Here is a 13,438-nt window from a genome sequence, read left to right as displayed (position 1 = left end):
CCTGATTTATCCCCAAGGCAGAGGCCTGCGAATGAAACGACTCATCATCGGTATTTCTGGCGCCAGCGGCGCTATCTACGGCGTGCGTATGCTGCAGGTATTGCGTTCGGTTGACGATGTGGAAACCCACCTGGTGATGAGCAACGCCGCGCGCCAGACGCTGGCGTTGGAAACGCCGCTCAGTCTGCGTGACGTGCAGGCGTTGGCCGATGTGGTGCACGATACGCGCGATATCGGCGCCAGTATCTCTTCCGGCTCGTTCAAAACGCTCGGCATGGTGATTTTACCCTGTTCGATTAAAACGTTATCCGGCATTGTCAACAGCTATAGCGACGGTCTGCTGACCCGCGCCGCCGATGTGGTATTGAAAGAAAGCCGCCGTTTGGTGCTGTGCGTGCGTGAAACGCCGCTGCATCTGGGGCATCTGCGCCTGATGACGCAGGCGGCGGAAATGGGGGCGATCATCATGCCGCCGATGCCGGCGTTTTATCATCAACCCACCAGCGTAGAAGCGATTATCGATCAGACCGTCAACCGGGTGATCGATCAGTTCGATATTGCCTTGCCGCACGACTTGTTTGCCCGCTGGCAGGGCAGCCATTAGCCGTTAATCCCCATATTGATACATTTATGCAACACTGCACCAATGTGGTGCTTTGTCTGCACTTTAATGGATCACCCATTTTAACCCTGCTGTTTCCGTGTTTAATTATTCGTCATGGGCTGGGCGCCGGCCTGGGTGTGAACGTTCGAATTCTGTGCTGATGGTAGCCATATTCGCATCCCGGGGCGCTTGACACGCATCTTGTGGCCGGCAATGGCAAATGTGGCATGATTGCTGCAGTTAATACGGATGGATAGGGTAGGTTTTTATTCTGTGGTTAACCGTCACATGTGATACGCGCCAGCTTTGCCGGCCCGCGTTGGCGGATAATGACAGCATGCCCAGGCGGCATCAAAAACAATTGAGGGTAATGTATGAAAAAGCGGGTTTTGATTCTTCCTCTGCTTATGGCCTGTGCATTGCACAGCGCATTCGCTGCGATTCCATCGCCATTAAAGATCGGTACCGATCCTACCTATGCGCCATTCGAATCGAAAAACGCGCAGGGGGAGTTGGTCGGCTTTGATATCGATTTGGCAAAAGAGCTGTGTAAACGTATAAAGACCCAATGCACTTTTGTGGAGAGCGATTTTGATGCATTGATCCCTTCCCTGAAAGCCAAGAAAATCGACGCCATTATTTCGTCACTTTCCATCACTGAAAAACGCCAGCAAGAAATCGACTTTACCGACAAGCTGTATGCGGCCAACGCACGGCTGATCGCACCGAAAGGCTCAAGCATTCTGCCGACGATTGAATCACTCAAAGGCAAGAGCGTTGGGGTGCTGCAGGGCACCACACAGGAAGCCTACGCCAATGCCTTGTGGCAGCCGAAAGGGGTGACGGTTGTGCCTTACCAGAATCAGGACCTGGTCTACGCCGATCTGGCTTCCGGGCGTATCGATGCGGCATTCCAGGATGAAGTGGCGGGCAGCGACGGCTTCCTGAAACAACCCCCGGGCAAGAACTATGCTTTCGCTGGCGAAGCGGTGAAAGACGATAAATTCTTTGGCGTTGGCACCGGTATGGGGCTGCGCAAAGGTGACACCGAGCTGAAAACCGCGCTGGATAAAGCCTTCGCTGAAATGCGTAAAGACGGTACTTACGACACGATTGCGAAAAAATACTTCGATTTTGACGTCTACGGCGGTTAATCCACACGCCCTACCGAAGGGTAACTACGGGGCCGTATACCGGCCCCTGCGAACTGCAAGCCTGTCTTGCAGCCAGGGAAGGCGTGCCTCTCTGGAAGTTCACGAATAATGACGACAGGGCCCAGTAATGCTGCAAGGCTATTCCCAAATTATCTATGAAGGCGCTTTGGTGACGCTGGAACTGGCGATCAGTTCCGTGTTGCTGGCGGTGGCGATCGGTCTGATCGGCGCGGCCGGCAAACTGTCGCAAAACCGCATAATCTCCTCGCTGTTCGGCGCTTACACCACACTGATCCGTGGTGTGCCGGATCTGGTGTTGATGCTGTTGATTTTCTATGGCCTGCAGATTGTTTTGAACAATATCACCGAGTTTTTCGGTGTTGCACAAATTGATATCGATCCTCTCGGTGCCGGTATTATTACCCTGGCCTTTATTTACGGCGCCTATTTCACCGAAACCTTCCGCGGCGCCTACCTGGCGGTACCGCGCGGGCAGATTGAAGCGGCGACCGCTTATGGCTTCACCGGCAGCCAAATCTTCCGCCGTATCATGTTCCCGGCGATGATGCGCTACGCGCTGCCCGGGATCGGCAATAACTGGCAGGTGATCCTGAAAGCGACGGCGCTGGTGTCGATTCTTGGCCTGAACGATGTGGTGAAAGCCACGCAGTTGGCGGGCAAGGGCACCTATCAGCCGATGTTTTACGCGCTGGTGGCCGGTGCGGTTTATCTGTTTTTTACCACGGTATCCAACGGTGTGTTGCTGTGGCTTGAACGGCGTTATTCGCTGGGCGTGAAGAGGGCGGAGCTATGATCGAGATCCTGCAGCAATACTGGCAGTCGCTGCTATGGAGTGATGGCTACCGTTTTACCGGCGTGGCCGTTACCTTGTGGCTGCTGATTCTTTCCGTGGTGTTCGGCGGCCTGCTGGCGATACCGATGGCGGTGGGGCGGGTTTCCTCCATTGCGTGGATACGCCTGCCGGTGTGGTTTTACACCTATGTGTTCCGCGGCACGCCGCTGTATGTGCAACTGCTGGTGTTCTATTCCGGCATGTACAGCCTGGAGATCGTGCGCGGCAGCGAGTTTCTCAATGCGTTTTTCCGCAGCGGGCTTAACTGCACCATCCTGGCGCTGACGCTTAACACCTGCGCCTATACCACCGAAATCTTTGCCGGCGCGATCCGTGCCGTGCCTTATGGCGAAATTGAAGCGGCCGAAGCCTATGGCTTTTCACGCTTCAAAATGTACCGCTGTATCATTCTGCCTTCGGCGCTGCGCACCGCATTGCCGGCTTACAGCAATGAAGTGATTTTGATGCTGCACTCCACCGCACTGGCCTTTACCGCCACCGTGCCGGATCTGCTGAAGATCGCGCGTGACATCAACTCGGCCACTTACCAACCGTTCTACGCCTTCGGCATTGCGGCGGTGCTGTATTTGGTGATTTCTTATGCGCTTGTCAGCCTGTTCCGCAAGGCGGAAAAACGCTGGATGGTACACATTAAACAACATTGATGAATGACGGGAACAACGCTATGTCTGATAAAAAATTGGCCGTCACGGAGTTGCATAAGCACTATGGCGAACACGAAGTATTGAAAGGGGTTTCACTGGCGGCGAACGCGGGGGACGTGATCAGCATTATCGGTTCCTCCGGCTCCGGCAAGAGTACCTTCCTGCGTTGCATCAACTTCCTGGAAAAGCCCAGCGAAGGCTCCATCAGCCTGAACAATGAAGATATCCGCATGGTGCGGGATAAAGACGGGCAGCTTAAGGTATTTGATAAAAAACAGCTGCAGCTGTTGCGCACCCGCCTGACGATGGTCTTCCAGCATTTCAACCTGTGGAGCCATATGACGGTGCTGGAGAACGTGATGGAAGCGCCGATCCAGGTGCTGGGGCTGAGCAAGGCGGAATCGCGTGAGCGCGCCATACGCTATCTGGACAAGGTGGGGATCGACGAGCGTGCGCGTGGTAAATATCCGGTGCATCTCTCCGGCGGCCAACAGCAACGCGTATCGATCGCCCGCGCGTTGGCGATGGAGCCAGAGGTGCTGCTGTTTGATGAACCGACTTCAGCGCTGGATCCAGAGCTGGTGGGCGAAGTGTTGCGCATCATGCAGAAACTGGCCGAAGAGGGGAAAACCATGGTGGTGGTGACGCACGAAATGGAGTTTGCGCGCCACGTTTCCAGCCATGTGATCTTCCTGCACCAGGGGGTTATCGAAGAACAGGGGCCGCCGGATGAGCTGTTTGGCAACCCGAAAAGCCCCCGCCTGCAGCAGTTCCTTTCCGGCGCATTGAAATAAGCCGCCGCGAGCCGCGCCCGCACCGTGCGTGCGGCGCGGCGCTCTACTTGCCGTTTATCACGTTCTCCAGCGCCGGCGCCAGTTCGCTGTAGCGGAAGCTGAATCCCGCCTGTTCCAACCGTTTCGGGATGGCGTGCTGCCCGCCGAGCACCAGAACCGCCGCTTCCCCCATCATTATCTTCATGGCGAAGGCCGGCACGCGCAGAAACGCCGGGCGGTTGAGCACCCTGGCGAGCTGGGTGGTAAACTGTTCGTTATGCACCGGATTGGGCGCCACCATATTGAACGGCCCCTGCTGGTTAGCGTCAGCCAGCAGGAAGAGGATGCCGCCAACCATGTCGTCAAGATGGATCCACGGCAGGTACTGGCTACCCTCGCCTATCGGCCCGCCGAGGCCCAAACGAAACGGGGGCAGCATTTTCGCCAGCGCGCCGCCGTTGGCGGCCAGCACCACGCCGGTGCGCAGCAGGCAGACCCGCGTTTCGCGGCTTTGCGCCCTTAGGGCCAAGGCTTCCCAACGTTGGCATAGCTGGTGGGTGAATTCGTCGTGCGCCGGGGTGTCTTCGGTGACGACCGCCTGGCCCTGATCGCCGTAATAGCCGACGGCGGAGCCGGAAATCAGCACCTGCGGGGGGCGGCGGCTGGCGTGGCACAGGGCGGCCAACCGCTCGGTCAGCGCCCAGCGGCTTTGGCATAGCCGTTCCTTCTGGGTGTTGCTCCAGCGTTTGTTGGCGATCGGTTCGCCGGCCAGGTTGATGACGGCGTCAATGCCGTCGAGATCGCGCTGTTCCGCCAGCGAGGGCCAGTAGCTGGCTTGCTCGCCAAACAGCTTGCGCGCCCGCTGTACGCTGCGCGTCAGTACGGTGATGCTATGGCCCTGAGTGAGCAGGCGCTGCGTCAGTGTGCTGCCTATCAGCCCTGTTGCGCCGGTAATCAGGATACGCATGGAGATCTCCCTTTGGCTGTACCCCGTGAAGGGCAGGGTAACGCTGCGCTGCCAGGTTCGCCGCTGAATAACGGGTTGTTAGCCCCGGCGATAGCTCATGGTCATGGAAACCGAATCGGCGTAGCGCAGCGCCAGCAATTTGTCTATTTCTACTTCAGCATAGGTCACCCACGGGTGCTGTTTCACAATATCGAGCACATCCTGGGTTAATTTTTCCAGCAGCGCGAAACGGTTATCTTCCACATGCCGGATGATGGCTTTGGTAATGGTGCGGTAATTGAGGGCGTCGGCAATGTCTTCGCTGTTGCGGGCTTTATCGGCGGGGTAGTGGATTGCTACATTGATCAGGACATCCTGGCGGTTATTGATCTCTTCTTCCTTGATACCGACAAATGTGCGTAACCGTAGATTTTTTATACGAATAATGGCGTCAGGTTGGCTAAATGACATCAGTAATTCTCCGTGAGCTGAATGTTTTCGCCCAGAATACACGGAAAGTAGGGAAAATATAATGCGGGGTGCCGGCGATGAGCCGCCGGCGGCAGCTCATCCCTCCGTCAGGCCTGGTCAGCCTTCTGATAGGCGCGTTGGGTGGCTGGGCGGTTGCCGATACGCTCGTACCAGTTGCGCACCGCCGGGTAGTCCGCCAGATCGATACGTTGGCGGGCATGCGCCGCGGCCCAGGGGTAGGTGGCGATATCCGCGATGCTGTAATTATCGCCCCCCAGGTACGGGTGCTTTTGCAGCTCCGCTTCCAGCACGCCGTACAGGCGTTTGGTTTCCAACTGGTAGCGCTCGATGGCATAGGGAACCGGCTGCGGCGCATAGTGGGTGAAGTGGTGATTTTGCCCGAGCATGGGGCCAAAGCCGGCCACCTGCCAGAACAACCACTGCAATGTGGCCGCGCGTTCGCGCAGGCTTTTGCTCAACAGTTTGCCGGTTTTTTCTGCCAGATAAAGCAGGATCTCGCCGGATTCGAACAGGCAGATCGGCGCGCCGCCGTCGACCGGGCTGCGATCGACGATCGCCGGGATTTTATTGTTGGGCGAGATGGCGAGAAACTCGGGTTTGAACTGATCGCCGGCGCTGATATTCACAGGGTGAAGGCGATAGGGTAAGCCAACCTCTTCCAGGAACAGGGTTATCTTATGGCCGTTGGGCGTCGGTGCGTAATACAGGTCAATCATGTAGTGATACTCCTTGTAAAACATCGTCATAAGATGAAACATGGGCCGGTTGGCGCCAAAAGGCTAATCAGCCGCCGCACGCCGTCTGTGAACCTGAAGGATCAAACCACCCGGCGATAGCGAGCCTGCGTACGGCGCAGTGAAATGGTTCTCAATCACGCGGCTTAGGATATCAGTTCAGCGTAGGCGATCGCGAGTTGCTTGATCCAGATTTAGGAAAATCCGCCGGGCTTCGCTAACGTAAACCAAGCGGCGGCGGCCGGCGCCGTTACGCCAGGGTAGCGCTGCCAGGCGGCGCTAACATCACTAATCACTTCGCGACATCAGGAATGGGTATGAAACTGTTATTTGCTTCCGATCTGCACGGCTCACTGTCCGCCACGGAACGTGTGCTGGAACGTTTTGAAGAACATGACGCCGACTGGCTGATCCTGCTTGGCGATTTTCTTAATCATGGGCCGCGTAATGCGCTGCCGGACAACTATCAACCGGCGCAGGTTGCCGAACAATTGAATGGCTATAGCGACAAGATTATCGCCGTTCGCGGGAATTGCGATAGCGAAGTCGATCAGATGCTGCTCGCGTTCCCAATCACCGCCCCTTGGCAGCAAGTGCTGTTGCAAAAAAGACGATTGTTTTTGACCCACGGTCACCTTTATCATCCCTCTGCGTTGCCGCCGCTATCGGCCGGCGACGTATTGGCCTATGGCCACACGCACTTGCCGCAGGCAGAACGGCAGGGCGATATCTTTTGTTTTAATCCCGGCTCGGTCAGCATACCGAAAGGCGGTTTTCCCGCCAGCTACGGGCTGCTGGATGAAGACACTTTGCGGGTAGTGTCTCTGCACGAGGGCAAGACGGTTGCAGAGGTGTCATTATCCCATTAATTTATACCCTCGATAATTCGAGTTGCAGCGCGAAACGGCGTTGGTGCGGCCTTTGCCTGCTAACAAAGCCAATGTGCACGCAGCTTGCAGTATGGCGGGTATTTGCATAATAAGAATCTATGAATAACACTCATTGATCAACCAGTGCGCGGAATTCATCGTGCCAACACAGAAGGTTTTAGAGGATGGCGGAACAGGGTCAGGCTGCAGATATTGAGTGGGTTGATATTGTCAACGAGCAAAATGAAGTGATTGCTCAAGCCAGTCGCCAGCAAATGCGTGCAGAGCGGCTGCGTCATCGTGCGACCTATATCGTGGTGCATGACGGGATGGGGAAAATACTGGTGCAGCGCCGCACCGAAACCAAAGACTTCTATCCGGGCTGGCTGGATGCAACCGCCGGCGGCGTGGTGCAAAGCGGCGAAAACGTGCTGGAGTCGGCCCGCCGTGAGGCGGAAGAAGAACTGGGTATCGCCGGTGTGCCGTTTGCCGAGCATGGCCTGTTCTACTTCGAGGAAACGCAGTGCCGGGTGTGGGGTGCGTTGTTTAGCTGCGTTTCGCACGGGCCGTTTGCGCTGCAGGAAGAAGAAGTTGCCGAAGTGTGCTGGCTGAAGCCGGAGGAAATTACCGCGCGTTGCGATGAGTTTACGCCAGACTCGCTGAAAGCGCTGTCGCTGTGGCTGACGCGCAACAATGGGCAGGCTTACGGTAAGCCGCTGGCGCGGGAAGCGGAGCCAGAAGAGGGTGACGATCAGCCCTGATCGTTTGCTAGTGTCATGTACAACACCGGCCATTTGGCCGGTGTTGTGCTTTTTAACAGCTGCTGCGCCGGCATAGCGTGGAAGGTAGCGATCCTTCCTGTTGCCAGGCTTCATCATTCAAACGCGCCAGCAAGGCTTTGCCGGCTTGAATACCAATCTCTTTGTGCGGCACGGTCATGGTCGTCAGCGGTGGCTGGCAAACCCGGCTGGCGTCGCTGTTGCCGAAGCCGACGATCGCCAACTGATCCGGCACTTTGATGTGCCGCCGCTGGCATTCGTACAGCGCGCCGCAGGCCAGCTCGTCGGCGGCGCAGACCAGCGCGTCCAGCTCTGGCCAGGCGAGCAGGAACTCGGGCAGTTGCTGCGCGCCGATGCTGAAGCTGGCCGGCTGTGCGGCGTTGATCACCCGGTGCGGCGACATGTGATTATGCAGCAGCGCTTTGTGCCAGCCCTGCAGGTGCTGTTGGAAAATCCACTGTTCCTGATTGGCGCACAGCAGCCCAACGTTTTGGTAACCGCGGGCGATGACCGTCTGCGTCAGTTGATACATGGCCGCCACGTAATCAATGCCGATATTCATATCAATCGGATCTGCGCGTATCGCCCCAATTTCAACCACCGGGATATTGGCTATTTTCAGCGCGTTGCGGGTATTTTGCGAATGTTCGACGCTCAACAACACCGCGGCGGCCAAATTATACGACAGCAGCGTCTCCAGCAGTTTTTCCTCCCGCTCAAGGTGGTGCTGTGATTCCGCCAACATGATCTGATAGCCCGCCGGCTGTAATACGTGCTGCAAGCCGGCGAACATGCCGGCGCAGCCGAATTCAGACAGGCTGGGCACCACCATGGCAACGGTATAGGAAGATGCGGATGCCAGCGAACTGGCCGCCAGGTTAGGCAAATAGCCCAACTCGTTGATGGCCGCCTCGATTTTTTCTCGTAGTTTATCGGAGACCTGTTCCGGGGTGCGCAGCGCCCGGGAAACGGTCATGGTGCCAACGCCGGCCAGTTGGGCGACGTCGGCCAGTGTGACCTTTCCGGTACTGCGCCGTTTTTTACCGATCGACATGTGTAATCCTGACTAAACCGCGCATCGTGCGCATAAACGGTGGACGATTTCCCCTGCGGCGCTGCCGGGCAGGAGTATTGCGGAACCGGCCGCATTTTCAGCCTATTCTAACCCGCGGCTTTGTGGGGCGTGATAAAAAACTGTGCGCCGCATAGCACCGAACGGCAAAGCGCGCTGGCGCCATTGCGGCATGGCTGGCGCAAGGCGGGCAAGACACAACAGGATATGCCATTTATTTGATAGCGCTATCACAAAATCCTATCGTAAATTTTTGGTAGCGCTATCTTTGTGATGACAATCACGGCTGGCGATCGGTGCGTTGATTAAAGTTTTATCAGGTTGTGGCAGCCAACGGCGCCGGCCGTGAAAATCTGCGCCACCGCTGGCACCTGGTTCTTCAACCGATGCAGATGTTCGATTCCTGATTGGATGGCAAGGAGGGAACGTGCTGAATGACTGGCTGAATAATGACACGATCCAACTGTGTGACCGCGTTGATGGCTGGCAACAGGCCGTGGCGTTGAGCGCACAGCCACTGCTGCTGCGCGGGGCGATCACGCCCGATTACGTCACGGCGATTCTGCAGCAATATCGGCTGTTGGGGCCCTATTTTGTGTTGGCGCCTGGTATCGCCATGCCGCATGCGCGGCCGGAAGCAGGGGCGAAAGCGCTGGGGTTATCGTTATTAAAAATACACCAGGGGGTAAAGTTCCACTCTGTGGATAATGATCCAGTCTATGTGGTGGTGATGCTGGCCGCGCCGGACAGCAATAGCCATATTGATATTATTGCACAGCTTGCTGAACTATTTTCAAACAATGCGGCGATGGATGAGTTATTCAACGCCAAAGATAAACAGCAAATTGAGGATATTATTTCCCACTATTAATACTTGTCTTTTTCCATGATGGTCTCCTTTATTTAGCCGGGCACTGTTTCGGCGGGGAGATCTTACACAAAAATCAGGCGGGTGAATATCATGAAAATCATGGCTATTTGTGGCTCCGGCCTCGGCAGCAGCTTTATGGTTGAAATGAACATAAAGAAAGTGTTGAAGAAACTGGGTATAGAAGCAGAGGTGGAACATTCCGATTTATCTTCGGCTACGCCCGGTGCGGCCGATATTTTTGTGATGGCGAAGGATATTGCCGGCAGCGCCAGCGTTGTGCAAGATCAACTGGTTGTGATCGACAATATTATTGGTATCAATGAGCTGGAAACCAAGCTGCGCGCGTATTTTGCAGCACACTCCATTCTTTAATCAGACCCAATGGCGAGGTGGATATGTTTATCCAGGAAACGCTTAAATTCGTGGTTGATATATTAAAGGTGCCCTCCGTGCTGGTGGGGCTTATTGCCCTTATCGGTTTGCTGGCGCAACGTAAATCATTTTCTGATATCGTAAAAGGGACGGTAAAAACCATTCTTGGTTTTATTGTGTTGGGCGGCGGCGCTACCGTATTGGTCAGTTCACTGAACCCGCTCGGCGGTATGTTCGAACATGCCTTCAACATTCAGGGGATTATCCCCAATAATGAAGCTATCGTCTCTATTGCCCTTGAAAAGTATGGCGCCTCTACGGCGTTAATTATGGCTTTCGGGATGGTGGCGAATATTGTGGTGGCGCGCTTTACCCGGCTGAAATATATATTTCTTACCGGCCACCATACTTTTTATATGGCCTGCATGATTGGCATTATCCTGACCGTCGCCGGGTTTGAGGGTTTTGCGCTGGTGTTCACCGGCGCATTGTCGCTGGGGTTGGTGATGGCGTTCTTTCCGGCGCTTGCGCAGCGCTATATGCGCCGCATCACCGGCAATGACGACATTGCCTTCGGCCATTTTGGCACCCTGGGCTATGTGCTATCGGGCTGGATCGGGGCGCGGGTCGGCAAAAACTCGCGCTCGACGGAAGAGATGAACCTGCCTAAAAACCTGAGCTTCCTGCGCGACAGTTCGATTTCCATTTCGATAACGATGATCATTATCTACCTGATTATGGCGATCTGCGCCGGCCAGGCCTATGTGGAAAGCCAGCTCAGCGCCGGGCAGAACTATCTGGTGTATTCGATCATCCAGGCCATTACCTTCGCCGCCGGGGTGTTCATCATCCTGCAGGGGGTACGGTTGATCCTAGCCGAGATCGTCCCGGCCTTTACCGGTTTTTCAGAAAAGCTGGTGCCGAATGCGCGCCCGGCGCTGGATTGCCCGGTGGTTTACCCCTATGCGCCGAATGCGGTGCTGATTGGCTTCCTGTTTAGCTTCCTCGGTGGGTTGGTCGGGCTGTTCCTGCTTGGGCAAATGAAAATGGTGCTGATTTTGCCTGGCGTGGTGCCGCACTTCTTTACCGGCGCCACGGCCGGGGTGTTCGGCAATGCCACCGGCGGGCGCCGCGGCGCCATGTTGGGCGCGTTTGCCAACGGCTTGCTGATTACCTTCCTGCCGGTGCTGCTGTTGCCGGTACTGGGCGCGCTCGGCTTTGCCAATACCACTTTCTCCGATGCTGATTTTGGCGTGGTGGGCATTGTGCTGGGGAATATGGCGCGCTTCATGTCCAAAGAAATGATCATGGTGGCGATCGTGGCCATCTTTGCGCTGTTGGTCGCGCACAACTTCCTGGGCAAACGCGGGGGCGGCGCGGCTGTCAACGGCGTTGAAAAAGAGTGAGGGCGGTATGATGAGTTCTGTAACGGCAAATATCGAAGCAATGCGCGAACTGGCGCGGTTGATCCGCCTGGAAACGTTGAAGGCGCTGACCGGGCTGGGGTTTGGCCACTATGGCGGGTGTATGTCGGTGGTGGAAACCCTGGCAGTGTTATATGGCGGGGTGATGCGTATCAATCCGGCCCAGCCGGGCTGGCCCGCGCGTGATGATTTTGTGCTGTCGAAGGGGCATGCCGGCCCGGCGCTCTACAGCACGCTGGCGATCAAGGGCTATTTCCCTCGGGAAATGCTGAAAACCCTCAACCAGAACGGTACCCGGCTGCCCAGCCACCCGGATCGCCTGCGCACGCCCGGCGTGGATGCGACTACCGGCTCGCTGGGGCAGGGGGTGTCGATTGCCGCTGGGATGGCGCTGTCGCATCGCCTGGCCGGGCGCGACAACCGGGTGTTCAGCATACTTGGCGATGGCGAGCTGAACGAGGGGCAGTGCTGGGAGGCGTTCCAGTTTATTGCTCACCATAACCTCAATAATCTGACGCTGTTTATTGATTACAACAAACAGCAGTTGGATGGCAATTTGGACGAAGTGATCAACCCTTTTGATCTGGCCGCCAAATTCCGCGCTTTCGGCTTTGAGGTTTCCACCGTGAAAGGCGACGATATTATCGCCATTCACGCCGCAGCGGCGCCGGTGCGCGGCGGCGAACAGCGCCCGCTGGTGGTGATCCTCGACAGCATCAAAGGGCAGGGCGTGCCCTGCCTGGAGCAGATGAAGAACTCGCATCACCTGCGCCTGACGCCGGAGATTAAGCGGGAGATCGAAAAAACCATCGCTGAACTGGAGGCCGCTCATGGGTAATGTCGTTACGCCGCTGGAAAAAGACAGCATAGAGATGCGCAAGGTATACGCCGGCGAAGTGCGCCGGCAAATAGAGGCCGGCCATCCGATCATTGCGCTGGAGGCCGATCTGATGAGCTCCATGGCGATGGACGGCGTGCATCGGGATTACCCGCAGCACGTGATTAATTGCGGCATTATGGAAGCGAACGTGATTGGCGTCGCCGCCGGCCTGTCGTTGACCGGGCGCGTGCCATTCGTTCATACCTTTACGGCGTTCGCCAGCCGCCGCTGTTTTGATCAGCTGTTTATGTCTCTGGACTATCAGCGCAATAACGTCAAGGTGATTGCCTCGGACGCCGGCGTGACCGCTTGCCATAACGGCGGCACCCATATGTCTTTCGAAGACATGGGCATCGTGCGTGGGTTGGCGAATTCCGTGGTGCTGGAGGTGACGGACGCCACCATGTTCAAAGACATCTTGCAGCAGCTCATGGCGCTGGAGGGGTTTTACTGGGTGCGCACCATTCGCAAGCAGGCAACGCGTATCTACCAAGACGGGGCGCGTTTTACCCTCGGCAAGGGGAACCTGCTGCGTGACGGCGGCGATATTACGCTGATCGCCAACGGCATCATGGTGGCGGAAGCGCTGCAGGCGGCGCAGATGCTGGCGCAAAACGGCATCAGTGCGGCGGTGATCGATATGTTCACCCTGAAACCGATTGATCGGGACATTATCCAGACCTATGCGGCGAAAACCGGGCGTATCGTAACCTGTGAAAATCACAGTATTCATAACGGCCTGGGATCTGCGGTGGCGGAAGTGCTGGTGGAAACCTGCCCGGTGCCGATGCGGCGAGTGGGGGTGAAAGAGCGCTATGGCCAGGTGGGAACGCAGGACTTCCTGCAACAGGAGTATGGTTTGACCGCGGAGCATATCGTTGCGGTGGCCAACCAACTGCTGCCAGGCTAAGCCCGGCATTGGCATAAAACGCCCTCTCCCTGTGGGGGAG

At 56.5% G+C, this 13,438-nt stretch carries 16 protein-coding genes; 12 read left to right on the top strand and 4 right to left on the bottom strand.

What is annotated here, in order from left to right:
• Window positions 1-31: 31 nt before the first annotated feature.
• From ABFX35_RS15635 to hisP, 5 genes are all read left to right on the top strand, one after another.
• Window positions 32-604: a UbiX family flavin prenyltransferase gene (locus ABFX35_RS15635; RefSeq protein ID WP_346082123.1), complete on the top strand. Its 573-nt coding sequence runs from the start codon at window positions 32-34 to the stop codon at window positions 602-604.
• 374 nt (window positions 605-978) lie between these two features.
• A complete protein-coding gene (locus tag ABFX35_RS15630; protein WP_279022662.1) occupies window positions 979-1,758 on the top strand; it encodes a lysine/arginine/ornithine ABC transporter substrate-binding protein in 780 nt (259 codons plus the stop codon).
• A gap of 127 nt (window positions 1,759-1,885) precedes the next feature.
• Window positions 1,886-2,572 (top strand): histidine ABC transporter permease HisQ, encoded by a 687-nt coding sequence (locus ABFX35_RS15625; protein WP_095847956.1) that lies wholly within the window; start codon window positions 1,886-1,888, stop codon window positions 2,570-2,572.
• The gene (locus ABFX35_RS15620; RefSeq protein ID WP_095847957.1) at window positions 2,569-3,276 is read left to right on the top strand and encodes an ABC transporter permease; all 708 of its coding nucleotides are present in this window, start codon (window positions 2,569-2,571) and stop codon (window positions 3,274-3,276) included. The genes ABFX35_RS15625 and ABFX35_RS15620 overlap by 4 nt, the downstream gene beginning before the upstream one ends.
• 20 nt (window positions 3,277-3,296) lie before the next feature.
• The gene (hisP, locus tag ABFX35_RS15615; protein ID WP_095849118.1) at window positions 3,297-4,070 is read left to right on the top strand and encodes a histidine ABC transporter ATP-binding protein HisP; all 774 of its coding nucleotides are present in this window, start codon (window positions 3,297-3,299) and stop codon (window positions 4,068-4,070) included.
• 43 nt (window positions 4,071-4,113) lie between these two features.
• Here the strand turns inward: hisP and ABFX35_RS15610 are convergent, their stop codons facing one another.
• The 3 genes from ABFX35_RS15610 to yfcG form a co-directional block, all read right to left on the bottom strand.
• Window positions 4,114-5,016 (bottom strand): TIGR01777 family oxidoreductase, encoded by a 903-nt coding sequence (locus ABFX35_RS15610; RefSeq protein WP_279022664.1) that lies wholly within the window; start codon window positions 5,014-5,016, stop codon window positions 4,114-4,116.
• Between the two features lie 78 nt (window positions 5,017-5,094).
• The gene (gene folX, locus ABFX35_RS15605) at window positions 5,095-5,466 is read right to left on the bottom strand and encodes a dihydroneopterin triphosphate 2'-epimerase (RefSeq protein ID WP_346082122.1); all 372 of its coding nucleotides are present in this window, start codon (window positions 5,464-5,466) and stop codon (window positions 5,095-5,097) included.
• Between the two features lie 107 nt (window positions 5,467-5,573).
• On the bottom strand, window positions 5,574-6,203 hold the full coding sequence (yfcG, locus tag ABFX35_RS15600; RefSeq protein ID WP_279022666.1) for a GSH-dependent disulfide bond oxidoreductase: 630 nt from the start codon (window positions 6,201-6,203) through the stop codon (window positions 5,574-5,576).
• A gap of 335 nt (window positions 6,204-6,538) precedes the next feature.
• Here yfcG and yfcE point away from each other — a divergent pair, with 335 nt between their 5' ends.
• Entirely contained in the window at window positions 6,539-7,090 is a 552-nt protein-coding gene (gene yfcE / locus ABFX35_RS15595) for a phosphodiesterase (protein ID WP_095847961.1), read from the top strand.
• 185 nt (window positions 7,091-7,275) lie between these two features.
• On the top strand, window positions 7,276-7,851 hold the full coding sequence (gene yfcD, locus ABFX35_RS15590; protein WP_279022667.1) for an NUDIX hydrolase YfcD: 576 nt from the start codon (window positions 7,276-7,278) through the stop codon (window positions 7,849-7,851).
• A gap of 52 nt (window positions 7,852-7,903) precedes the next feature.
• On the opposite strand, the gene ABFX35_RS15585 is transcribed toward yfcD, so the two are convergent.
• Window positions 7,904-8,923 carry a LacI family DNA-binding transcriptional regulator gene (locus ABFX35_RS15585; RefSeq protein ID WP_346082121.1) on the bottom strand — a complete coding sequence of 340 codons (1,020 nt, stop codon included), beginning with the start codon at window positions 8,921-8,923 and terminating at the stop codon, window positions 7,904-7,906.
• Window positions 8,924-9,368: 445 nt separating this feature from the next.
• On the opposite strand from ABFX35_RS15585, the gene ABFX35_RS15580 reads away from it, so the two are divergent.
• From ABFX35_RS15580 to ABFX35_RS15560, 5 genes are all read left to right on the top strand, one after another.
• Entirely contained in the window at window positions 9,369-9,812 is a 444-nt protein-coding gene (locus tag ABFX35_RS15580) for a PTS sugar transporter subunit IIA (protein WP_279022669.1), read from the top strand.
• Between the two features lie 90 nt (window positions 9,813-9,902).
• Window positions 9,903-10,184, top strand: a complete 282-nt coding sequence (locus ABFX35_RS15575) for a PTS sugar transporter subunit IIB (protein ID WP_346082120.1) — start codon at window positions 9,903-9,905, stop codon at window positions 10,182-10,184.
• A 23-nt stretch (window positions 10,185-10,207) separates the two neighbouring features.
• On the top strand, window positions 10,208-11,590 hold the full coding sequence (locus ABFX35_RS15570) for a PTS ascorbate transporter subunit IIC (protein WP_346082119.1): 1,383 nt from the start codon (window positions 10,208-10,210) through the stop codon (window positions 11,588-11,590).
• 7 nt (window positions 11,591-11,597) lie between these two features.
• Window positions 11,598-12,446 carry a transketolase gene (locus ABFX35_RS15565; protein ID WP_279022670.1) on the top strand — a complete coding sequence of 283 codons (849 nt, stop codon included), beginning with the start codon at window positions 11,598-11,600 and terminating at the stop codon, window positions 12,444-12,446.
• A complete protein-coding gene (locus ABFX35_RS15560; protein ID WP_279022671.1) occupies window positions 12,439-13,398 on the top strand; it encodes a transketolase family protein in 960 nt (319 codons plus the stop codon). The genes ABFX35_RS15565 and ABFX35_RS15560 overlap by 8 nt, the downstream gene beginning before the upstream one ends.
• Window positions 13,399-13,438: the final 40 nt, after the last annotated feature.

Origin of the sequence: Gibbsiella dentisursi (genome assembly GCF_039539505.1) — a bacterium.
GTDB lineage: Bacteria > Pseudomonadota > Gammaproteobacteria > Enterobacterales > Enterobacteriaceae > Gibbsiella > Gibbsiella quercinecans.
Note: the sequence above shows the minus strand (reverse complement) of the source record. Positions and strands in the feature narration are given on the sequence as shown.